We start from the raw sequence: 20,052 nt of genomic DNA, 5'->3' as shown, positions 1-20,052 counted from the left end.
GGACCACGCCGCAGACGCGGGGTCGACCAGCACCGTCAGTCGCCTGATCCTGATCCGAACGACGGGCCCCGGCCGCGACCTGGGCCCGTCGCGCCGGTGACCGAGACCACGTGATCCCTTGTCACACGGGCGGAAAACCGCTTGCCGCCCCCAGTTAGAATCGGCCCATGGCCATTCTCCTCGCGCATTAGACGGCGGGAACGTCCTCAGCCGCCCACCCGCCACCCCCGATCCGCCCTGGAGTCTGTCCGTGATCTCCGCCTCCGCCGTCGAGCTGCGCGCCGGTGCCCGCGTCCTGATCGAGTCCGCCACCTTCCGCATCGCCAAGGGCGACCGCATCGGCCTGGTGGGCCGCAACGGCGCCGGCAAGACCACCCTCACCAAGTGCCTGGCCGGCGAGGGCATCCCGGCCGGCGGCACCATCACCCGCTCCGGCGAGGTCGGCTACCTCCCGCAGGACCCCCGCACCGGCGACCTCGACGTCCTCGCCCGCGACCGCATCCTCTCCGCGCGCGGCCTCGACGTACTGATCCGCAAGATGCGCGACAACGAACAGCGGATCGCCAACGGCCAGGGCGCGACCCGGGAGAAGGCGCTCAAGCAGTACGAGCGCCAGGAGACGGAGTTCCTCACCAAGGGCGGGTACTCCGCCGAGGCCGAGGCCGCCACCATCGCCGCCGCGCTCAACCTGCCCGATCGCGTGCTCGGCCAGCCGCTGCACACCCTCTCCGGCGGTCAGCGCCGCCGTATCGAGCTGGCCCGGATCCTGTTCTCCGACGCGGACACCCTGCTCCTCGACGAGCCGACCAACCACCTCGACGCCGACTCGATCGTCTGGCTGCGGGACTACCTGAAGACCTACCGCGGCGGCTTCATCGTGATCTCCCACGACGTCGACCTGGTCGAGACGGTCGTCAACAAGGTGTTCTACCTGGACGCCAACCGCGCCGAGATCGACGTCTACAACATGGGCTGGAAGCTGTACCAGCAGCAGCGCGAGGCCGACGAGAAGCGCCGCAAGCGGGAGCGGCAGAACGCCGAGAAGAAGGCGGCCGCGCTGCACTCGCAGGCCGACAAGATGCGCGCCAAGGCCACCAAGACGGTCGCCGCCCAGAACATGGCCAAGCGCGCCGACCGGCTCCTCGCGGGCCTCGACGCGGTCCGGGTCTCCGACAAGGTCGCCAAGCTGCGCTTCCCCGAGCCCGCGCCCTGCGGCAAGACCCCGCTCACCGCCGAGGGCCTGTCGAAGTCGTACGGCTCGCTGGAGATCTTCACCGACGTCGACCTGGCCATCGACAAGGGCTCCCGGGTCGTCATCCTCGGCCTCAACGGCGCCGGCAAGACCACCCTCCTGCGGCTGCTCGGCGGGGTCGAGAAGCCCGACACCGGTGAGGTGATCGAGGGCCACGGTCTCAAGCTCGGGTACTACGCCCAGGAGCACGAGACCCTCGACCCCGAGCGCACGGTCCTGGAGAACATGCGCTCCGCCTCGCCCGACCTGGACCTGGTCGAGATCCGCAAGACGCTCGGCTCGTTCCTCTTCTCCGGCGACGACGTCGACAAGCCGGCCGGGGTCCTGTCCGGCGGTGAGAAGACCCGCCTGGCGCTCGCGACCCTGGTGGTGTCGTCCGCGAACGTCCTCCTCCTCGACGAGCCGACGAACAACCTCGACCCCGCGAGCCGCGAGGAGATCCTCGGCGCGCTGCGCACCTACAAGGGCGCGGTCGTCCTCGTCACCCACGACGAGGGTGCGGTCGAGGCGCTCCAGCCGGAGCGGATCATCCTGCTGCCGGACGGCGTCGAGGACCTGTGGGGCGCGGACTACGCGGACCTCGTGGCGCTCGCCTGAGCGAACATCCGATCGGATGGGCCGATTGCCCGGGTTGATCAACTGCATCTGGATCATTCGGCCCATCCGTGATCCACCATCTGTGTGAGATCTCCTCGTACCGGGGTGTGTCCTCCACCGATTTCACGGCCGAGCCCCTGCGTGCGCAGGGCTCGGCCCTCGTGCGTCTCTGACCTGGCACTTCTGCGGAACCATCCGTTCGGGTGTACGGACAAGCTTGGGTGGAATCACAGCTTCCGCTCGTGAGTACGCGCTCCTGTCGTCACAACCTTGTCCCACGGACCTTGCCGAATGGGTGGCCATCACGCCCCGGAGGGGTGATCATGAGGAGACCAGAGCGCACTTCCCATGAGGAGGACCGGGTGGCCGAGACTCTGAAGAAGGGCAGCCGGGTAACCGGCGCCGCGCGCGACAAGCTCGCGGCAGACCTGAAGAAGAAGTACGACTCCGGTGCGAGCATTCGGGCGCTGGCCGAGGAAACCGGCCGCTCGTATGGCTTCGTACACCGGATGCTCAGCGAATCGGGCGTCACGCTCCGTGGGCGTGGCGGCGCGACGCGGGGCAAGAAAGCCGCCTCGGCCTGACGCGCCGGGCGGTCCATCGGCTTCGATGGTGACCATCCGGCCGGTCGTCCCCCAGACCCCTTGAGGGGCCTGGGGGGAGCCCCGGCCGGCCGGGTGGTTACTGTGCAGTCACTTAGCATGCTCCATCGCTCGGCTGACCGCACACATCGGAGGCGCACCATGGCTTCGCTCGAACCGCTGCTCGACCAGGACGGCGTACGGCTCACCGTCGACGACGCCATCGCCACGGTGACGCTGACCAACCCGGACAAGCGCAACGCGCAGAGCCCCGCTCTGTGGCGGGCGCTCACCGAAACCGGGCGGTCGGTGCCGGGCTCCGTCCGTGTGGTCGTGCTGCGTGCCGAGGGCAAATCGTTCTCCGCCGGCCTCGACCGGCAGATGTTCACGCCCGAAGGCATCGAGGGTGAGCCCTCATTCGTCGATCTCGCGCGCCGTGACGACGCCGGGCTCGACTCGACCATCGCCGAGTTCCAGGAGGCGTTCACCTGGTGGCGGCGCAACGACATCGTGTCCATCGCCGCCGTGCAGGGACACGCCGTCGGTGCGGGCTTCCAGCTCGCCCTCGCCTGTGATCTGCGCGTCGTCGCCGACGACGTGCAGTTCGCCATGCTCGAAACCAGCCTCGGGCTGGTGCCCGACCTCACGGGCACGCATCCCCTGGTCGCTCTCGTCGGGTACGCCCGCGCGCTGGAGATCTGCCTCACCGGACGCTTCGTCCAGGCGGACGAGGCGCAGCGGATCGGGCTCGCGAACCTCGCCGTGCCCGGTGACCAGCTCGCCGACGCCGTACGGGATCTCGCCGGCGCGCTGGTCTCCGCCCCGCGGGACGCGGTGATCGAGACGAAGGCGCTGCTGCGGGGAGCCGTGGACCGCGACTACGACCAGCAGCGCGCGGCCGAGCGGGCGGCGCAGGCACGGCGCCTGCGCGACCTGGCGGGCATCGCGGAGTAGCCGGCAACCGGCGATCCACGGCGATCTACCGCGATCCACGGGAATGCACGGCGATCTACGGCGATTCCGGCGGTCGGGCCAGAGCGGCCCCGCTCGTCACCGCGGTGACGAGTACCGCGACCGTCGGGTGGTCCGCCAGTGCCTCACCCACCGCCGCCCGCACCTCGCGTGCCACGTCCAGAACCCGTCGTTCCTCCGTCACGCACAGGTCCACGAGCACATGGCGGCGGGGGAGGACGGGCCCCGTCGTGCCGGAGGCACCGAGGGCGGTGGTCAGACGGCGCACGCCGGGAACCGAGAGCCCCGCGGCGGCCGCGCGCGCGTGCTCGTCGTCGGCGGGCGGAGGCGGGGCGGCGGACGGACGCGCCGGGGCCGGGGGGACGGCCCCCTCGTCGTCCAGCAGATGGGTCAGCCGGAGATCCACCTCCGCCACCCGCAGACCGAGCCCCGCCTCTGCGGCGGAGGCCAGCACGCCGCGCAGCCGGGCCGCCCTCGCGGGGAAGGGCTCGGCGGCCGGGCTCGCCAGGGCCGCGAAATCGGCCGTGACACGCAGCGGGCCGGACGGGAGCGCGCTCGGCGGCGCGGGCACGGCCGGCTCGTGTCCGTCGGGGTCCGTCAGTGCGATACGGAGCGTGCCGAGACTGAGCCCCCGCAGTGTGGCGGCCGCGCCGCGCAGCACCGACGAGGCCGCTCGTTCCGTGATCCACGCGCCGTCCTGCGGGCCGCCCAGGGGGAGCACACGGCCCGGTCCGAGCTGCCGGCGTACCGCCTTGGTCCAACCGTCCGCCGTCATTCCTCCAGCCTGCCGCATCCCCGGCGCGCGGTGCCGCAACCGCGCTTACTGTGGGCTGAGGGGGACGACCGGAAGGGACGTACGGCATGACTGACATGACGGAGCGGAACCGGACGGAAGGGCCCGACACCACCAAGGAATCGCCGCAGGCCGGGCGCAGAGCCACCCGGCGCGGCGGAGATCCGGCGAGCCGGGGGCGTACGACCGTCGCCGACGGCGTCGTGGAGAAGATCGCCGGACTCGCCGCGCGGGAGGTCGTGGGCGTCCATGCCATGGGCAGCGGGCTCTCCCGGACCTTCGGGGCCGTGCGGGACCGGGTGCCCGGCGGGGCCAAGTCCGTGACCCGGGGTGTGAAGGTCGAGGTCGGCGAGGTGCAGACCGCGCTCGACCTGGAGATCGTCGTCGACTACGGGGTGTCCATCGACGACGTGGCCCGTGATGTGCGCGAGAACGTCGTCGCGGCCGTCGAGCGGATGACCGGCCTGGAGGTCGTCGAGGTCAACATCGCGGTCAGTGACGTGAAGCTGCCCGACGAGGAGGACGAGGAGCCCGACTCCCGGCTGCAGTGAGCGCGTCCCCGGCCTTGAGCGCCCGGCCCACCCCGTACGTCAGTTGTCCGCGAGTGTCTAGGAGCACAGGATGAGCTTGGCCATGATCGGCATGATCGCCGGGATGGCGCTGGGCTTCGCCGGGTACTTCGGCGGATTCGGCGCCTTCCTGCTGGTGGCCGCGCTGGGTGCCGTCGGCTTCGTCGTCGGCCGGTTGCTGGAGGGCGACCTGGAACTGGGCGACTTCTTCCGCTCGCGCGACGACCGACGCCGGTGACTCCGGTGGACAGCGGCCGTCCCGCGGGGCGCGGAGCCGTCGAGCCCGGCGAGCGCGGGGCGATCCGGATCGCCGACCGGGTGGTTGCGAAGATCGCCGCGCAGGCGGCGCGCGAAGCACTGCCGGCGCGGGCGCGGGGCTCCGCGCCCCCGAACGCCACGGTCCGGGTCCTCCACGAGACCGCGCGCGTCCATGTGATGCTCGGGCTCCCGTACCCCTCGGACATCGGTGGCCAATGCGCTGCGGTGCGTCGTCATGTCATCGAGCGGGTAGGGACGTTGGCGGGAATGCACGTGCCGGAGGTGGCCGTCACGGTGGAACGGCTGCATCCGGCGCACGCACACGACGTGGCACAGGGGAGGACGCGATGAGCGAACCCCGGCGTTCCGAAGGCACCACGCGACGACTACCCGTCATCGAGAAGACCGACGGCACGGACGAGGCGGCCGTGGGCGGGACGGCCGCCGGCCGCGACGCCGACCAGTCCGCGTCCGCCGCCGCGTACGATCCGCCGTCCGCCCCCGACGACGACGGCGGCGAGAAGCGGTTCTGGTCCGCGCGCAGGATCCCCGCGGGCGTCCTCGCCGTCCTGCTCCTCGGCGGCGTGGGCCTCCTCCTGTACGACGTGGTCGCCGTCCGCGCCGGGCGGCCCGCCATGCAGTGGCGCCGCTCGCTGGCCCGGGAACTCGCCGAGCGCCCCCTCGACGACCCATGGGTGCTGGCCGGCGCCTCGGTCGCCGTGCTCCTCGGCCTCTGGCTGCTGGTGCTCGCCGTGACCCCCGGGCTGCGGGACGTCCTGCCGATGCGGCGCGTCCACCCGCGGGTCCGGGCCGGACTGCACCGGGACGCCGCCGCGCTCGCCCTGCGCGACCGGGCCATGGAGGTGTCCGGTGTGCGGTCCGTACGGGTCCGGGCGGGCCGCAGACGGGTCGACGTCCGCGCGGTGTCGCACTTCCGGGAGCTCGACGAGGTACGGGCCGACCTGGACGTCACGCTCGCCGACGGCATCCGGGGGCTCGGCCTGTCCCGGCCGCCCGCTCTGTCGGTGCATGTCCGCCGGCCCGGCCGGAAGGGATGAGGCGCGATGCTGAGGATCGTGACCCGGGTGCTGCTCGGACTGGCCGGGCTCGTGCCGGCCGTGGCCGGCGGCGCCGTGCTCGCCGTCGGACTCGGTGCGGACGCGCCCTCGTGGTGGCCGCACGACGGCCGCAAGGACGTCCTGCTCAGTGACGCCGACCGGACCCGGTGGCACGACTCCGGCTGGTGGTGGCCCACCGTCATCGCCGTGCTCGCCCTGCTCGTGCTGCTCGCCCTGTGGTGGCTGACCGCGGTCCTGCGGCGCCACCGGCTCGCCGAGGTCCTCGTCGACACCGGCGACGGTGAGGGCGCGCTGCTGCGCGGCCGTGCGCTGGAGGGCGTACTCACCACCGAGGCGGCCGAGGAGGACGGCGTCGAACGGGCCCACACCCGCCTGACGGGCCGCCGCGACGCCCCAGAGGCCCGGATCCGCCTCCTCCTGCAGCCCCACGTGAACCCGGGCGACGCCCTGCGCACCCTGACCTCGCAGGCCCTGTCCCGTGCCAGGGACTCGGCGGGACTGGCCGAACTCCCGGCGGAGGTCAGACTGCGGGGAGCCCGGCACCGGGCGGAGCGGGTCAGCTGACGGCCCGCCCCGCCGGGCGGACCGTCAGAACCCGTGCCGCATCCCGCCGTCCACCGGCAGCATGATCCCCGTCAGATAGGACGCGGCCGGGGAGAGCAGGAACGCCCCCGTCCGCCCGAACTCCTCCGGGCGCCCGTACCGCCGCAACGGGATGCGTGACTCGTGCGCGGCCCGCGTCGCCTCCGGATCCGCCGACATCCCGTCCAACTCGCGCACCCGGTCCGTGTCGATACGGGCCGGGAGCAGCCCCACGACCCGGATGCCTCGCGGCCCCAGCTCGTCGGAGAGCGACTTGGCGAACCCGGCGAGCCCGGGACGCAGCCCGTTGGAGATGGTCAGCCCGGGAATCGGCTCGTGCACGGACCCGGACAGCACGAACCCGATGACACCGCCCTCACCCAGTTCCTCGGCGGCCGCCCGCGCCAGGCGGACCGCCCCGAGGAACACGGACTCGAACGCGGCGGTCCACTGCTCGTCCGTGTTGTCGGCGACGAACCCGGGTGCCGGCCCGCCCACGCTGACGAGGATGCCGTCGAAACGTCCGAAGCGGTCGCGCGCGGCGGCGATCAGCAGCCCGGCGGCCGCGGGGTCGGCGTTGTCCACGGCCACGCCCACCGCGTTCGCCCCGAGAGCGGCGGCCGCCGCCCGGGCGCTCTCCTCCTCGCGGCCCGTGAGGACCACCCTCGCGCCGTCGGCGACGAGTTCCCGCGCGACCGCGTGCCCCAGTCCGCGGGTCGCTCCGGTGACGATGTAGACACGGTCCTTCAGCCCAAGATCCATGGCCCCTATCCTGCCTCCTCGCCCTCGAAGAGGGTGAGGGCGGTACCCACGAGACCGACGTGGCTGAACGCCTGGGGGAAGTTCCCGAGCTGCCGACCCGCGACGGGGTCGTACTCCTCCGCCAGCAGTCCCACGTCGTTGACCAGCCCCATCAGCCGTTCGAACAGCTCGCGCGCCTCTGCCGTGCGGCCGGTGAGATGCAGTGCGTCCGCCAGCCAGAACGAACAGACGAGGAACGCGCCCTCGCCGCCCGGCAGGCCGTCGACGGAGGTGGTCGCGGCCGCGCGGTGGTCCAGTCCGTAACGGCGGACCAGCCCTTCGTGGCTCAGCTCGTCGCGGATCGCGTCGACGGTGCCCACGACCCGGGGGTCGTCCGGCGGCAGAAAGCCCATGAGGGGGATGAGCAGCAGGGAGGCGTCGAGTTCGCGGGAACCGTACGACTGGGTGAAGGTGTTCCGGTCCGGGTCGTAGCCACGGTCGCAGACCTCGCGGTGGATCTCGTCGCGCAGCGCCCGCCAGACCTCCAGGTCGCCGCCCGTCAGGTCCGGATCGGCCTCCAGGGTGCGCACCGCCCGGTCGGCGGCCACCCAGCACATCACCTTGGAGTGCGTGAAGTGGCGGCGCGGCCCGCGCACCTCCCACAGCCCCTCGTCCGGCTTGCGCCAGGCCGTCCGCAGATACTCCATCAGCGCGCACTGCATCCGCCACATGTCGGGCTTGTCGGGCAGACCCGCACGCCGCGACACGAACACGGAGTCGATGACCTCGCCGTACACGTCAAGCTGCAACTGCCGTACGGCGTCGTTGCCGACCCGGACCGGGCGCGAGTCCTCGTACCCGGACAGCCAGGGCAGGTCGTACTCGGGGATACGGCGCTCACCGGCCAGGCCGTACATGATCTGCAGGTCGGCCGGGTCGCCCGCGGCCGCGCGCAGCAGCCAGTCGCGCCAGGCCTCCGCCTCCTCCTGGTAGCCGCAGGACAGCAGCGCGCCGAGGGTGAGGGCGGAGTCACGCAGCCAGCAGTGGCGGTAGTCCCAGTTGCGGACCCCGCCGATCTCCTCGGGGAGGGAGGTGGTGGCGGCCGCGACGATCCCGCCGGTCGGGGCGTAGGTGAGGGCCTTGAGGGTGATCAGGGAGCGGACCACCGTGTCCCGGTACGGCCCGTCGTACCGGCAGCGCGCCGCCCAGGCCCGCCAGTCGTGCAGGCTCGACCGCAGCGCCTCGTGGGGGTCGACGAGACGGGGCCGGGGCTCGTGCGAGGGGTGCCAGGTCAGGACGAACGCGATCTTCTCGCCCGGTTCGACGGTGAACTCCGCGTACGTGGCGCGGTCCTCGCTCCAGGACCGCACACCGGGTTCGCTGCGCAGCCACACCGAGTCCGGGCCGGCGACCGCCACACGGTGACCGTCCGACCGGCGCATCCACGGCACGGCCGAGCCGTAGTCGAAGCGCAGCCGCACCGTGCTGCGCATGGTCACGCGGCCGGACAGCCCCTCCACGATCCGTACGACATCGGGGGAGCGGTCGCGCTGCGGCATCAGGTCGGTGACCCGTACCGTGCCCTCCTCGGTCTCCCAGTCGGTGTCGAGGACGAGCGAGTCGTGTCGGTACGCGCGTCGCGCGCAGGTTCCGCCCCCTGGGGGCGCGAGCGTCCAGTGCCCGTTCTCCTGATCGCCGAGCAGCGCGGCGAAGCAGGCGGCCGAGTCGAAGCGGGGCAGGCAGAGCCAGTCGATGGAACCGTGGCGGTTCACCAGCGCGGCCGTCTGGTGATCGCCGATCAGCGCGTAGTCCTCGATAGGGGGGTGCACGGGGTGCGGGTTCCCGGGGCCGAGGGTGATCAATCCGGCGGGATCCGGAGGGAGTGCGTCAGCCCGGCCCCGTGCCCGCCGTGGTCCCGCCCACTCCCGAGAAGATCACCCCCGAGCCGGAGGGGGCCTGGTTGAGCACCCAGAGGCCGAGCAGGGTGGCGAGGGCGAAGACCAGGAGGACGAGGACCGCGAGGACGAGCCGCCGTCGGCGTTCGCGGCGGAGCCAGTCGCCACGGGCCGTGCGATAGGCGTCGGGGGCGGCGTGGACCCCGCCCGCCAGCGCGGCGAGTGCCTCGGCCAGCTCCCGCTCGGTGCGGTCCCGGCCGGTGTCGTTGCCGGTGGTGTCGTTCATCGCCGGGCCTCCATCGCCTGCGTCAGGGCGGCGAGGCCGCGTGCGGTGTGAGTCTTGACCGAGCCGCAGGAGATACCCATCGCGGCCGCGATCTCGCTCTCCTTCAGCCCCAGCCAGTGGCGCAGCACGAGGGCCTCCCGCTGCCGGGCGGGCAGGTGCTGGAGCGCGCCGATCAGCACCCGCTGGTCGTCGTGGAGCAGCGCGGTGCTCTCCGCGGAGGCGACCGGCTCCTCGGCCGCCGGGGTCTCCACGTGCTTGCGGGCGACCTGGAGGTGCCGTATCCGCATCCGGGTCAGATTGCAGACCGTCGACCGCAGATACGCCTCCGCGGCCTCGGCGTCCCGCAGGCGCCGCCACTTGCGGTAGATCTGGTAGTACGCCTCGGCGACCACGTTCTCCGGGTCGTCGGCGCCCAGCAGCACCGCGAGCCGCAGCATCGAGGAGTAGTGCAGCTCGAACAGCCGGGCGACGCCCGCCTCGCGCTCCACGTCGGCGGGATCGCCGAGGGCGCCCGGCGGCAGGGCGGGGTTCGGGACCTGTCCGGGGTGCGGTACCTGGGGTTCGGCCGGGGCCGGCACCTGGCTCCGGGGCTGCCCGGCGGCGGCCAGGGGTGCGGATGCGGCCGGGGGCACCGGCACACGGAGGTGCTGTCTGCGTCTCACGGGTTGCTCGCTCCCGTCTCGGGGCGCCGCCTGACGGTCAGGCGGGACGGTAGGTCGGTCGCGTCGGCGCCGCGCGGGACACCGAGCCGTTCGAGGACCGTGGTGCCGACGACGGCGACGGTCAGGTTGAGCAGGAGCGCGAGCAGGCCGGCGTAGATCTCCAGCGAGCCGCCGCCCAGGAGCACGATGGACGAGAAGCCCTCGCGCACCACCAGGAACGTGCCGGTCAGCATGCCCACGCCCCACCCGGCGAGCAGCGCCCGGGGGTGCAGCCGTCCGGTGAAGAGGCCGACGGCCACCGCCGGGAAGATCTGCAGGATCCACACCCCGCCGAGGAGCTGGAGGTTGATGGCGTCCTGGTCACGCAGCCCGAACACGAACGCGATCGCCCCCACCTTCGCGGTCAGGGACACCACCTTGGCGATGCGGACCTGGCGCTTGGGCGTGGCGGTGGGCTGGAAGTACTCGACGTACACGTTGCGGACGAAGCCCGTGGCGGCCGCGATCGACATCACCGCCGCCGGGACCAGCGCACCCACGGTGATCGCGCCGAACACCAGTCCCGCCAGCGGTCCCGGCATCAGCCGGTCCACCAGCATCGGTACGGCCGCCTCGGCACCGCCCTCGGGTGCCCGCACCCCGGACGCGAGCGCGGCGATGCCGAGGAACCCGAAGAGGGCGAGCAGTCCCGTCCAGGCGGGCAGCGCCACGGAGACCTTGCGGACCGTGTGCGGCCCGTCGGCGGCGAACCCGGCGGTGAGGACGTGCGGGTACATCAGCAGGGCCAGGGCCGAGCCGAGCGCGAGGGTGGCGTAGGCGGGCTGCTGTTCGGGGGCCAGCAGCAGCGCGGACCCCTCGACCCCGGTGCCGCCGAGCCGCCGGGCCGCTCCCTCGAAGACCGCGCCCGGGCCGCCGAACCGTTCCAGCACCAACCAGCACACGGCGGTCAGCGACACGAACACGGCCACCGCCTTCAGCGCCGAGATCACCGCGGGCGCCCGCAGCCCGTGCCGGTACGTCGCCACCGCGAGCCCCGCGAACAGCGCCACCATCACGAGGTCACCGGCCGCGCCCCGCGGATAGACGCCCCCGGCCGTCAGCACGGCCCGGATGCCGAGCAGCTGCAACGCCAGGTACGGCATCGTCGCGAGGATCCCGGTCAGCGCCACCACCAGGGCCAGCGGCGCCGAACCGTACCGCCCGCGCACGAAGTCCCCGGCCGTCACATAGCCGTGCCGCCGGGCGACCTCCCAGAGACGGGTCAGCAGGACGAAGGCCAGCGGGCACACGATCACCGTGTACGGCACCGCGAAGAAGGCGGGCGCCCCGTTGCCGTACGCGAGGCCCGGCACGGCGGTGAAGGTGTACGCGGTGAAGATCGTCCCGCCGAGCAGCAGCCAGGTCCACACCGGGCCGAGGCTCCGGTCGGCCAGCGCCCACCCCTCCAGCGACGGCAGCCGCGCCGAGGGGCGCAGCCGGCGCGCGGTCACGGCGAGCAGCGACGCTCCGCCGATCACGGCGAGGAACGTCGCGGTCATGGCTGCGTCCGCCATGGGTCACCGTCCTTGGTGTGCCTGGGCTCGCGGGTGTGCCTCGGCCCTCGCGTGTTGGTTGCGCGGACGGCCGGTTCGGAGGACACACGGCGGCGGGAAATCTTCGGGGAATCTTCTGGAATTCGCTGTCAACCGGATCCGTCGGGTGGGCAACTCTTGCACAGACCCACAGCGACAGGGAGAGGAGCAGAGCCCATGGCACACCACGCTCACCAGCGACTACGGCGCGTCGCGACCGCCGTCCTGCTGCTCGCCCCCGCCGCGGGACTGCTCTGGGTCCCCTGGTACGCCGGTGCGGAGCCACGGCTCGCGGGAACGCCGTTCTTCTACTGGTACCAGCTCGCCTGGGTCCCGGGATGCGGCCTCTGCCTGCTCGCCGCGTACGCGCTGACCGGCCGCCGCCAGGAGGGGCGTCGTCCGGACGGACCGCGCCCCGACCGACATCACTGAGCCGCACCCGCCCGATCGTCCCTGCCGCACACCGCCGCAACACCCGTTGAAATCAGGAGCCGCCATGTCTGTGTCAGTCATGCCCGAATCCGGTCCCGAGGGCCCGGAGAAATCCCGCATGTCGCCGAGATCGATCGCGCTGTGGATAGCCGTGGCCCTCGTCGGCGCGACCGGCTGGGCCGTGCTCGCCCTGTCCCGGGGCGAGGAGATCTCGGCCGTCTGGCTGCTCATGGCGGCCCTCGGTTCGTACGCGATCGGCTACCGCTTCTACTCGCGGTTCATCGTGCGCCGGGTCCTCCAGGCCGACGACACCCGGGCCACCCCGGCCGAACGCCTGGAGGACGGCGTCGACTACCACCCGACCGACAAGCGGGTGCTGTTCGGCCACCACTTCGCGGCCATCGCCGGCGCGGGCCCGCTGGTTGGACCGGTGCTGGCGGCCCAGATGGGCTATCTGCCGGGCACCATCTGGATCATCGCGGGCGTGATCTTCGCCGGTGCCGTGCAGGACATGATCGTCCTCTTCCTCTCCATGCGCCGGGACGGCAAGAGCCTCGGCCAGATGGCCCGCGACGAGATCGGCAAGGTGGGCGGCGCCGCCGCGCTGATCGGCGTCTTCGCCATCATGATCATCCTGCTCGCGGTCCTCGCGATGGTCGTCGTCAACGCCCTCGCCGAGTCCGCCTGGGGCACCTTCTCGGTCACCATGACCATCCCGATCGCCCTCTTCATGGGCTTCTACCTGCGCTATCTGCGCCCCGGCCGGGTCGTGGAGACCAGCTTCATCGGCGTCGCCCTGCTGCTGCTCGCCATCGTCGGCGGCGGCTGGATCCAGGACTCCTCGCTCGCCGAGTACTTCGTCTGGAGCCCCGAGACCCTGGTCTTCTGCCTGGTCGGCTACGGCTTCGTCGCCTCCGTACTCCCCGTGTGGATGCTGCTGGCCCCGCGCGACTACCTCTCCACCTTCATGAAGGTCGGCACCATCGCGCTGATGGCCGTCGGTGTCGTGGTCGCCGCCCCGAACCTCCGCGCCGAGCCGGTCACCGAGTTCGCGCACACCGGAACCGGACCGGTCTTCGCCGGCTCCCTCTTCCCCTTCCTCTTCATCACCATCGCCTGCGGCGCGCTGTCCGGCTTCCACGCCCTGGTCTCCTCCGGCACCACGCCGAAGCTGATCCAGAAGGAGTCGCAGGTCCGGCTGATCGGTTACGGCTCCATGCTCACGGAGTCCTTCGTCGCCGTGATGGCCCTCATCGCCGCGTGTGTGCTGGAGCCCGGCCTCTTCTACGCCATGAACTCCCCGGCCGCGCTGCTCGGCCCGACCGTGGACACCGCCGCCGAGGCCGTCAAGAACCTCGGCTTCACCATCACCCCGGACCAGCTCACGGCGGCGGCCAAGGCCGTCGAGGAGCAGACCCTCGTCGGCCGCTCCGGGGGCGCGCCGACCCTGGCCGTGGGCATGTCGGAGATCTTCGCCGGGGTCTTCGGCGGCGCCGGGATGAAGGCCTTCTGGTACCACTTCGCGATCATGTTCGAGGCCCTGTTCATCCTCACCACGGTGGACGCCGGCACCCGCGTCGGCCGCTTCATGCTCCAGGACATGCTCGGCAACGTCTGGAAGCCGATCGGCCGTGTCACCTGGAAGCCGGGCATCTGGATCACCAGCGCTCTGGTCGTCGGCGCCTGGGGCTACTTCCTCTACGCCGGTGTCACCGATCCCCTCGGCGGGATCAAGCAGCTGTTCCCCCTCTTCGGCATCGCCAACCAGCTGCTCGCCGCGGTCGCGCTGGCCGTGACGACGACGGTCCTGATCAAGTCGGGCAAGCTGCGCTGGGCCTGGGTCACCGGTATCCCGCTGGCCTGGGACGTGGCGGTCACCTTCACCGCCGGCTGGCAGAAGATCTTCTCCGACAACCCGGCCATCGGCTTCTTCGCCCTCCGCGACAAGTACGCGGCGGCCGTCGACAGGGGCGAACTCCTGCCCGGCGCCACGACCATGGACGACATGCACACGATCGTCACCAACAACACGGTCGACGGCGTGATCATGGCGATCTTCCTGATCCTGGTCCTCACGGTCCTGGTCAACTGCGCCGTGGTGTGCGTCCGCGCCGTACGCTCCCCGGTCCCGCTGCCGTCCACCGAGGCCCCGTACGTCGAGTCGCACATCGACGTGGGGGACTCCGAGAAGGAGTTGGTGGGGGCTCGCCGGTGACCGCCCGGAACTGGGTGCGCGGGGTCCGCTGGTACCTGCGGGAGCTGACCGGCGAGGCCGAGTACGACCGCTACTGCGCACGGCACCGCCGGCACCATCCTCAGGCCCCTCTCCCGACCCGCAGGGAGTACGACGCCCTGCGGACCCGGCGGCGAGAGGAACACCCGGAGGGCCGCTGCTGCTGAGTCGCGGCCGCGGACCGCTCCGCGGCCGTGTCGGCCGAGGGGTGCGTGGTCGGGTGCGGGTGCGGGTGCGTGGGGGCTGGTCGCGCAGTTCCCCGCGCCCCTGAAAGCGCAGGCCCCTGCGGGCCTGAAAGCGACGGCCCTGCTGGCCTGAAAAGCGACCGCCCTGCGGGCCTGGAAAGCTCTGGGCGCAGCCCGTGCTTCTCAGGGGCGCGGGGACTGCGCGAGAAGCCCCACCGGGCCCGCACCCGAACCACGCACCCGAACCCACCCCGCTCCCACCCCACCCCCGACCCCGGATCCAGAGATGCTGAGACGCCGACCCGCCCTCCTGATCCGTGACGAACTCGACGACGATCCCCTGCACAGGACCCTGACCGAACTCCGCCCCGCCCCCCAGCTCCACGGCCTCGGCGCCGGCAGCACCCGCCCCCCATGGGAACGCGTGGCCGACCTCCTCCGGGACACCGGCCGTGACTGGGACCGCCGAGCACACCGCCTCGCCGTACTGGCCCGGCACCTCCCCGCCGCCGTCCCCCAACGCTGGACGGCGGACCGCCCGGACGACGGCGACGCCCTCACCCTGCGCGCCTTCGCCGAGTCGTACCGCACCTCCGCCACCGACCGGGCCGCCGTCCGCCGGGCCGAACACTCCTGCCTCCGCGCCGCCGAAGCCTGCCCCGAGGACCCCACCCCCTGGCTGGCGCTGCTGTCCCTGATGGACACCTGCGCCGTACCGGTCAGGGACGCGGTGCCGGTGTGGACCGAGGCCGTCGACCGGGCCCCCTGGCTCCGCACGGCCCACCACCGCCTGCTCCGCTACCTGTCGCCGCGCGGACACGGCACGGTCCCCGACATGATGGACTTCGCCTGGCAGGCCGCCGCCCGGGCACCCCACGGCTCACCGCTCGCCCTGCTCCCCGTGGCGGCCCGCGTCGAACTCATGGCCCACCGCCAGGACACGGCCCCGTTCGAAACGCTCGGCTCGGGCGGCGGCAACTGGCACGAGCCCCGGTCCGTCCACGAGATCGACCTGGCCCTCACCAGCTGGTTCGACACCGGCACCGCACCTCACGCCGAAGCCGTCACCGACCTCAACATCCTCGCGTTCGCCCTGACCCGCGCCCACCGTCCCGCGCAGGCCGCACCCGTCTTCCGGCGCCTGGGCCGTCACATGACACGCCACCCGTGGGACCTGCTGCCCGAGCCGGACCGCACGTTCGCGTACTGGCGGGAGCGGGCGGCCGACGGCCGCGGCCGGACCTGAGACCGAGCCCGGGACTCCTGCTATGCCGACGCGGACGCCGTCTCCTTCTCCTCCTCCGCCGCGGCGGTCGCGGCCTCCGCGCGGTCGCGGCGCTCGCGGCGGACGAGGACGACATAGCCGATCGGGACACCGAGCGCGAAAAGCCACCACTGCAGGGCGTAGGCGTAGTTCAGCGCGGCGTTCTCGTCGCCGGGGCTGCCGAGCTGCTCCGGCGTGTCCCCCTTCGGCTCGGGCGCCGTCTGCGCGAGATAGCCACCGAGCACCGGGACGCCGAGGCGGTCCGCCTCCCGCTCGCTGTCGATCAGCATGATCTGCCGGTCCGGCAGGCCCTGGAGATCCTTGATGCCGCTCGCCTCGGTCGTCTCGTCGGGCATCAGTCGTCCGGTGACGGTGATCTCGCCGCCGGCCGGCGCGGGAATCCTGGGGAACGCGGTCTGGCTCGGGCCGTCCGCGGGGATCCAGCCCCGGTTGACGAGCAGCACCTTGCCGTCGTCGAGCACGAACGGGGTCAGGACGTGGAAGCCGACCTCGTCGTCGGCGTTGACGCGGCGCCGGACGACGACCTCGTCGTCGGTGTCGAAGCGGCCCTTCGCGGTCACCGTGCGGTAGCGCTCGGCGCTGGTGACGGTGTGCCCGGGCGAGGTCAGCCGCTCCACGGGCACCGGCTTCGCGGCCAGCGCGTCGGCGACGAGCTGATTCCGGGCGCTGCGCTCCTCGTAGCGATGCATCTGCCAGATGCCCAGCCTGACCATGGTCGGGATCAGGACGAGCGAGAGCAGCGTGAGGGTCACCCACTGCCGGGACAACAGGAAGCGGTACACCCCACGACCGTACAACTCGGCCATGGGGTGTGTTCGGGCGGGTGTCCGCTCGGGCCGCGGGGGCGTGGTCAGACCTTGTCGACGATGCCCGCCCTCCCCTCGGCCCGCGCGCAGTGGGCGCCGCAGTACCAGTGCCCGTCGACGTCGACACCCTGGCCGATGATCTGCACCCGGCAGTGCTCGCAGATGGGGGCCATGCGGTGGATCGCACAGGAGAAGCAGTCGAAGACGTGTACCGCCCCCTGCGCGTGGATCTCGAAGGTCATTCCGTAGTCATTGCCACAAACTTCGCATCTCGCCATGCGCCACAGGGTGAGCCGTCACCACCGCGCGGGCGAGCGGGCGGCGGGCGAGTCGCGTGCCAATCACCCATCCGTACGGCCGCCGCCACGGGCCTCCCCGCACCTCACCCGTCGGCGGGCTCGACATCCCGGAGCAGTTGCCCGAACGCCGCCTCGTCCACGACCGGCGTCCCGTACTGCCGGGCCTTGACGACCTTCGACGTGTGCGAGTCGGGGTCGTTGGTGACGAGGAGGCTGGTCACCCGGGACAGGCTCGTCGCCACGTGCAGCCCGGCCTCGATCGCGCGGTCCTCCAGCAGTTCGCGTTCGACCGAGGTGTCCCCGGAGAAGGCGACCCGCATGCCCTGCTTGAGCGGTTTGCCGTCCTCGTAGCGCCCGGGGTTCGGGTGGGGGCAGGCGGGCCGCTTCCGCGAGGGGCGCCAACTGGTGGGCCGTTGGGCGCCGAAGCCGCCGGGGCCCGCCTGCTGTCCGATCCGGGGTGCGGCGGGGCTCTCCCGCCACTCGGTCAGCGGCCGGCACTCGTGCAGCGGCAGTCGTACGTTGCTCGCGGCGGCGACCCGCAGGCTGGGCCGGAAGGCCTCCGCCAGCACCCGCGCGTCGTCCAGCGCGTGGTGAGCGCGCTGCTGGACGACCCCGAAGTGCGCCGCCAGCGACTCCAGTTTGTGGTTGGGCAGCGGAAGGCCCAGCTCCTTCGACAGCGCGATGGTGCACAGCCGCTGCCGCACGGGTGCCTCGGTCTGCGCGCGCGCGTACTCCCGGGCGATCATCGACCAGTCGAACACCGCGTTGTGCGCGACGAGTACGCGGTCCGCGAGCCGCGTGGAGAACTCCTGGGCGATCTCCCGGAAGAGTGGCGCCCCTTCGAGTACGTCGCTGGTCAGCCCATGGATCCAGACCGGCCCCGGATCTCGCTCGGGATTGACCAGTGTGTACCAGTGGTCCTCGACCTCGCCCCGCGCGTCCAGTCTGTACACGGCCGCGGAGATTATCCGGTCGTCCCGGGACAATCCGGTCGTCTCCACGTCGACGACCGCGTACCCCTGGGGGTACGCGGCCGGCCAAGGCGCTTGCGGCGCTGCGGTCGTGTGGTCTTCGAGCATGGTCCCTGAGGATACGGGCCGAGACTGACAGCCTGTTACCCGGCGTCGGAGAGGGGCGGGTGACGGAGCGACAGCCCCGTCCCGCCCCGGCCGGATTGGCGGAGAGCGCCAAGAAGCAAGCGCGTGCCACCGGAAATACTTGTCAGTAACAACGTCTAGTCGTCACCGACCGGCGGATCTACCGTGCCCCCATGCCCAACCTGCCCGATGTCGTGCTGTGGTCCATCCCCGCCTTCGTGCTGCTCACCGTGATCGAGGTGATCAGTGTCCGGATCCATCCGGACGACGATGCCGCCGGGTACGAGACGAAGGACGCCGCGACCAGCGTCGGCATGGGGCTCGGGAGCCTCGTCTTCGACTTCCTCTGGAAGATCCCGATCCTCGCCGTCTACACGGCCGTCCACGAACTGACCCCGCTGCGCGTCCCCGTCCTGTGGTGGACGATCCCGCTGATGCTGCTCGCGCAGGACTTCTTCTACTACTGGTCGCACCGCGGCCACCACGTGATCCGGATCCTGTGGGCCTGCCACGTCGTCCACCACTCCAGCCGCATGTTCAACCTGACGACCGCCTTGCGGCAGCCCTGGACCACCTGGACCGTCTGGCCGTTCTACGTCCCGCTCATCGCCCTCGGCGTGCACCCGGCAGCGCTCGCCTTCTGCTCCTCCGCCAACCTCGTCTACCAGTTCTGGATCCACACCGAGCGGATCGGGAAGCTGCCCCGGGCGTTCGAGTTCGTGTTCAACACGCCCTCGCACCACCGGGTCCACCACGCTTCCCAGGGCGGCTACCTGGACCGCAACTTCGGCGGCATCCTCATCGTCTGGGACCGGATCTTCGGGTCCTTCGTCGAGGAGACCGAACGGCCGGTGTACGGGCTGACGAAGAACATCGACACCTACAACCCGCTGCGGGTCGCCACCCACGAGTACGTCTCCATCGCCAAGGACCTGAAGCGGGCGAGCGGTTGGGGCGAACGGGCGGGCCGCGTCTTCCGCGGGCCCGGCTGGCAGCCCGCACAACCGCCCGCCCGGTCGTCCCTGCAACCGCCCGAGCAGGCGCGGGCGGCCGGCCAGGGCGCGGGCAGCGTCGAGGAGACCGCCGCGTGAGACCGGACAGGGCGTCCGTCCTCCTCGTCGCCTTCGGGGCCGTCGCCGCGGCCGACCTCGGGTCTCTCGCCCTCGGCCTCGCTCCCGGGCACACCGTCGCCAAGCCGCTGCTGATGCCGCTGCTCGCGGCGTACGCGTTCACGAGGGGCGCGCCCCGGCCGCTGCTCGCGGCCCTGCTGTGCGGCTGGGGCGGTGACGTCCTGCTCCTCTCCGACGCCGAGCCCGCCTTTCTCGCCGGGATGGCGTCCTTCGCCGCCGGGCACGTCTGCTACCTCGTGCTGTTCGGGAGGTCCGACAGACCCGGGCGGCCCGCGTACGCCGTCGGGTACGGCCTCGCCCTGGCCGCAGCCGTCGCGAGCCTGTGGCCCGGTCTGCCGGCGGAGCTACGGCTCCCCGTCGCCGGCTACAGCGCCCTGCTGACCACGATGGCGTGGGCCGCCACACGGCTCGGGCCCGTCGCGGGCTTCGGCGGCGCGCTCTTCGTGCTGTCGGACATGCTCATCGCGACCGGCGTGGCCGACTGGCCGCAACCGCCCCGCCCCGACCTGTGGATCATGCTCACCTATCTGGCGGCCCAGTACCTCCTGGTCAGAGGCGCCCTCGACCGCCCCGGCGACAGCCGGACAGCCGCCCCGACGCACCCGGCCCGACCGGGCCGGACGGTGTGATCACCTACTGGCCCGCAAGCCGCGCTCACCGGCGGACCGGCAGTGGCGGCGCCGACATGACGGCGACCGCGCCGGGTGGCCGCGTCAGCGTGTGTGTGGGCTCCGGTCGTCATCCCTG

Annotated in this window: 23 protein-coding genes; 14 read left to right on the top strand and 9 right to left on the bottom strand. The window is 72.2% G+C overall.

The window, feature by feature from the left end:
• Positions 1-250: 250 nt before the first annotated feature.
• The 3 genes from abc-f (at position 251) to ACFU5F_RS19215 (ending at position 3,384) form a co-directional block, all read left to right on the top strand.
• Positions 251-1,849, top strand: a complete 1,599-nt coding sequence (gene abc-f / locus ACFU5F_RS19225) for a ribosomal protection-like ABC-F family protein (protein ID WP_319363826.1) — start codon at positions 251-253, stop codon at positions 1,847-1,849.
• Positions 1,850-2,211: 362 nt separating this feature from the next.
• Positions 2,212-2,433, top strand: coding sequence for a helix-turn-helix domain-containing protein (locus ACFU5F_RS19220; protein WP_006123601.1), 222 nt, complete (start codon positions 2,212-2,214; stop codon positions 2,431-2,433).
• Between the two features lie 159 nt (positions 2,434-2,592).
• Positions 2,593-3,384, top strand: coding sequence for an enoyl-CoA hydratase/isomerase family protein (locus tag ACFU5F_RS19215; protein ID WP_383888421.1), 792 nt, complete (start codon positions 2,593-2,595; stop codon positions 3,382-3,384).
• A 55-nt stretch (positions 3,385-3,439) separates the two neighbouring features.
• On the opposite strand, the gene ACFU5F_RS19210 is transcribed toward ACFU5F_RS19215, so the two are convergent.
• The gene (locus ACFU5F_RS19210; protein ID WP_383888418.1) at positions 3,440-4,177 is read right to left on the bottom strand and encodes a nucleopolyhedrovirus P10 family protein; all 738 of its coding nucleotides are present in this window, start codon (positions 4,175-4,177) and stop codon (positions 3,440-3,442) included.
• Between the two features lie 86 nt (positions 4,178-4,263).
• Here ACFU5F_RS19210 and ACFU5F_RS19205 point away from each other — a divergent pair, with 86 nt between their 5' ends.
• The 5 genes from ACFU5F_RS19205 to amaP all read left to right on the top strand — a co-directional run bounded on the left by ACFU5F_RS19205 (position 4,264) and on the right by amaP (position 6,665).
• Positions 4,264-4,746: an Asp23/Gls24 family envelope stress response protein gene (locus tag ACFU5F_RS19205; protein ID WP_383888415.1), complete on the top strand. Its 483-nt coding sequence runs from the start codon at positions 4,264-4,266 to the stop codon at positions 4,744-4,746.
• 70 nt (positions 4,747-4,816) lie between these two features.
• A complete protein-coding gene (locus ACFU5F_RS19200; protein ID WP_383888412.1) occupies positions 4,817-5,002 on the top strand; it encodes a hypothetical protein in 186 nt (61 codons plus the stop codon).
• Positions 4,999-5,373: a hypothetical protein gene (locus ACFU5F_RS19195; RefSeq protein ID WP_383888409.1), complete on the top strand. Its 375-nt coding sequence runs from the start codon at positions 4,999-5,001 to the stop codon at positions 5,371-5,373. Before ACFU5F_RS19200 ends, ACFU5F_RS19195 begins: the two co-directional genes overlap by 4 nt.
• Positions 5,370-6,080 (top strand): DUF6286 domain-containing protein, encoded by a 711-nt coding sequence (locus tag ACFU5F_RS19190; RefSeq protein ID WP_383888406.1) that lies wholly within the window; start codon positions 5,370-5,372, stop codon positions 6,078-6,080. Before ACFU5F_RS19195 ends, ACFU5F_RS19190 begins: the two co-directional genes overlap by 4 nt.
• A gap of 6 nt (positions 6,081-6,086) precedes the next feature.
• A complete protein-coding gene (amaP, locus tag ACFU5F_RS19185) occupies positions 6,087-6,665 on the top strand; it encodes an alkaline shock response membrane anchor protein AmaP (protein ID WP_383888403.1) in 579 nt (192 codons plus the stop codon).
• 24 nt (positions 6,666-6,689) lie between these two features.
• Here amaP and ACFU5F_RS19180 read toward each other — a convergent pair whose 3' ends face one another.
• From ACFU5F_RS19180 to ACFU5F_RS19160, 5 genes are read right to left on the bottom strand one after another with little or no spacing between them, the layout of a single operon-like run.
• A complete protein-coding gene (locus ACFU5F_RS19180; RefSeq protein ID WP_383888400.1) occupies positions 6,690-7,445 on the bottom strand; it encodes an SDR family oxidoreductase in 756 nt (251 codons plus the stop codon).
• Between the two features lie 5 nt (positions 7,446-7,450).
• Entirely contained in the window at positions 7,451-9,253 is a 1,803-nt protein-coding gene (locus ACFU5F_RS19175) for a glycoside hydrolase family 15 protein (protein ID WP_383888397.1), read from the bottom strand.
• Positions 9,254-9,311: 58 nt separating this feature from the next.
• Positions 9,312-9,605 carry a hypothetical protein gene (locus ACFU5F_RS19170; protein ID WP_319363818.1) on the bottom strand — a complete coding sequence of 98 codons (294 nt, stop codon included), beginning with the start codon at positions 9,603-9,605 and terminating at the stop codon, positions 9,312-9,314.
• Positions 9,602-10,267, bottom strand: coding sequence for a SigE family RNA polymerase sigma factor (locus tag ACFU5F_RS19165; protein WP_383888394.1), 666 nt, complete (start codon positions 10,265-10,267; stop codon positions 9,602-9,604). Before ACFU5F_RS19165 ends, ACFU5F_RS19170 begins: the two co-directional genes overlap by 4 nt.
• Positions 10,264-11,820 (bottom strand): sodium:solute symporter, encoded by a 1,557-nt coding sequence (locus ACFU5F_RS19160; RefSeq protein ID WP_383888391.1) that lies wholly within the window; start codon positions 11,818-11,820, stop codon positions 10,264-10,266. The genes ACFU5F_RS19165 and ACFU5F_RS19160 overlap by 4 nt, the downstream gene beginning before the upstream one ends.
• 195 nt (positions 11,821-12,015) lie before the next feature.
• Here ACFU5F_RS19160 and ACFU5F_RS19155 point away from each other — a divergent pair, with 195 nt between their 5' ends.
• From ACFU5F_RS19155 to ACFU5F_RS19140, 4 genes are all read left to right on the top strand, one after another.
• Positions 12,016-12,270, top strand: coding sequence for a DUF3311 domain-containing protein (locus tag ACFU5F_RS19155; protein WP_383888389.1), 255 nt, complete (start codon positions 12,016-12,018; stop codon positions 12,268-12,270).
• A gap of 64 nt (positions 12,271-12,334) precedes the next feature.
• Positions 12,335-14,485 (top strand): carbon starvation CstA family protein, encoded by a 2,151-nt coding sequence (locus ACFU5F_RS19150; RefSeq protein ID WP_383888386.1) that lies wholly within the window; start codon positions 12,335-12,337, stop codon positions 14,483-14,485.
• Complete coding sequence (locus tag ACFU5F_RS19145; protein ID WP_383888384.1) at positions 14,482-14,670, top strand: YbdD/YjiX family protein; 189 nt, start codon at positions 14,482-14,484, stop codon at positions 14,668-14,670. Before ACFU5F_RS19150 ends, ACFU5F_RS19145 begins: the two co-directional genes overlap by 4 nt.
• 304 nt (positions 14,671-14,974) lie before the next feature.
• On the top strand, positions 14,975-15,934 hold the full coding sequence (locus ACFU5F_RS19140) for a hypothetical protein (RefSeq protein ID WP_383888382.1): 960 nt from the start codon (positions 14,975-14,977) through the stop codon (positions 15,932-15,934).
• 20 nt (positions 15,935-15,954) lie between these two features.
• Here ACFU5F_RS19140 and ACFU5F_RS19135 read toward each other — a convergent pair whose 3' ends face one another.
• The 3 genes from ACFU5F_RS19135 to ACFU5F_RS19125 form a co-directional block, all read right to left on the bottom strand.
• Positions 15,955-16,755 carry an SURF1 family protein gene (locus ACFU5F_RS19135; RefSeq protein ID WP_383888379.1) on the bottom strand — a complete coding sequence of 267 codons (801 nt, stop codon included), beginning with the start codon at positions 16,753-16,755 and terminating at the stop codon, positions 15,955-15,957.
• Positions 16,756-16,823: 68 nt separating this feature from the next.
• A complete protein-coding gene (locus ACFU5F_RS19130; RefSeq protein WP_078580232.1) occupies positions 16,824-17,057 on the bottom strand; it encodes a hypothetical protein in 234 nt (77 codons plus the stop codon).
• A gap of 104 nt (positions 17,058-17,161) precedes the next feature.
• On the bottom strand, positions 17,162-18,157 hold the full coding sequence (locus ACFU5F_RS19125) for a DEDDh family exonuclease (protein WP_383888376.1): 996 nt from the start codon (positions 18,155-18,157) through the stop codon (positions 17,162-17,164).
• A 191-nt stretch (positions 18,158-18,348) separates the two neighbouring features.
• On the opposite strand from ACFU5F_RS19125, the gene ACFU5F_RS19120 reads away from it, so the two are divergent.
• Both ACFU5F_RS19120 and ACFU5F_RS19115 read left to right on the top strand, forming a co-directional pair.
• A complete protein-coding gene (locus ACFU5F_RS19120; RefSeq protein WP_383888373.1) occupies positions 18,349-19,266 on the top strand; it encodes a sterol desaturase family protein in 918 nt (305 codons plus the stop codon).
• Entirely contained in the window at positions 19,263-19,934 is a 672-nt protein-coding gene (locus ACFU5F_RS19115) for a lysoplasmalogenase (protein ID WP_383888370.1), read from the top strand. Before ACFU5F_RS19120 ends, ACFU5F_RS19115 begins: the two co-directional genes overlap by 4 nt.
• Positions 19,935-20,052: the final 118 nt, after the last annotated feature.

Origin of the sequence: Streptomyces sp. NPDC057438 (assembly GCF_042802995.1) — a bacterium.
GTDB lineage: Bacteria > Actinomycetota > Actinomycetes > Streptomycetales > Streptomycetaceae > Streptomyces.
This window is presented reverse-complemented; position numbering and strand designations above follow the sequence as displayed.

What these genes read in the sequence shown, in the direction of transcription:
- ACFU5F_RS19215 (WP_383888421.1), top strand. Translation starts at nt 2,593, where the DNA reads ATGGCTTCGCTCGAACCGCTGCTCGACCAGGACGGCGTACGGCTCACC.
- ACFU5F_RS19210 (WP_383888418.1), bottom strand. Translation starts at nt 4,177, where the DNA reads ATGACGGCGGACGGTTGGACCAAGGCGGTACGCCGGCAGCTCGGACCG.
- ACFU5F_RS19205 (WP_383888415.1), top strand. Translation starts at nt 4,264, where the DNA reads ATGACTGACATGACGGAGCGGAACCGGACGGAAGGGCCCGACACCACC.
- ACFU5F_RS19200 (WP_383888412.1), top strand. Translation starts at nt 4,817, where the DNA reads ATGAGCTTGGCCATGATCGGCATGATCGCCGGGATGGCGCTGGGCTTC.
- ACFU5F_RS19190 (WP_383888406.1), top strand. Translation starts at nt 5,370, where the DNA reads ATGAGCGAACCCCGGCGTTCCGAAGGCACCACGCGACGACTACCCGTC.
- amaP (WP_383888403.1), top strand. Translation starts at nt 6,087, where the DNA reads ATGCTGAGGATCGTGACCCGGGTGCTGCTCGGACTGGCCGGGCTCGTG.
- ACFU5F_RS19180 (WP_383888400.1), bottom strand. Translation starts at nt 7,445, where the DNA reads ATGGATCTTGGGCTGAAGGACCGTGTCTACATCGTCACCGGAGCGACC.
- ACFU5F_RS19170 (WP_319363818.1), bottom strand. Translation starts at nt 9,605, where the DNA reads ATGAACGACACCACCGGCAACGACACCGGCCGGGACCGCACCGAGCGG.
- ACFU5F_RS19160 (WP_383888391.1), bottom strand. Translation starts at nt 11,820, where the DNA reads ATGGCGGACGCAGCCATGACCGCGACGTTCCTCGCCGTGATCGGCGGA.
- ACFU5F_RS19155 (WP_383888389.1), top strand. Translation starts at nt 12,016, where the DNA reads ATGGCACACCACGCTCACCAGCGACTACGGCGCGTCGCGACCGCCGTC.
- ACFU5F_RS19150 (WP_383888386.1), top strand. Translation starts at nt 12,335, where the DNA reads ATGTCTGTGTCAGTCATGCCCGAATCCGGTCCCGAGGGCCCGGAGAAA.
- ACFU5F_RS19140 (WP_383888382.1), top strand. Translation starts at nt 14,975, where the DNA reads ATGCTGAGACGCCGACCCGCCCTCCTGATCCGTGACGAACTCGACGAC.
- ACFU5F_RS19130 (WP_078580232.1), bottom strand. Translation starts at nt 17,057, where the DNA reads ATGGCGAGATGCGAAGTTTGTGGCAATGACTACGGAATGACCTTCGAG.
- ACFU5F_RS19125 (WP_383888376.1), bottom strand. Translation starts at nt 18,157, where the DNA reads ATGCTCGAAGACCACACGACCGCAGCGCCGCAAGCGCCTTGGCCGGCC.
- ACFU5F_RS19120 (WP_383888373.1), top strand. Translation starts at nt 18,349, where the DNA reads ATGCCCAACCTGCCCGATGTCGTGCTGTGGTCCATCCCCGCCTTCGTG.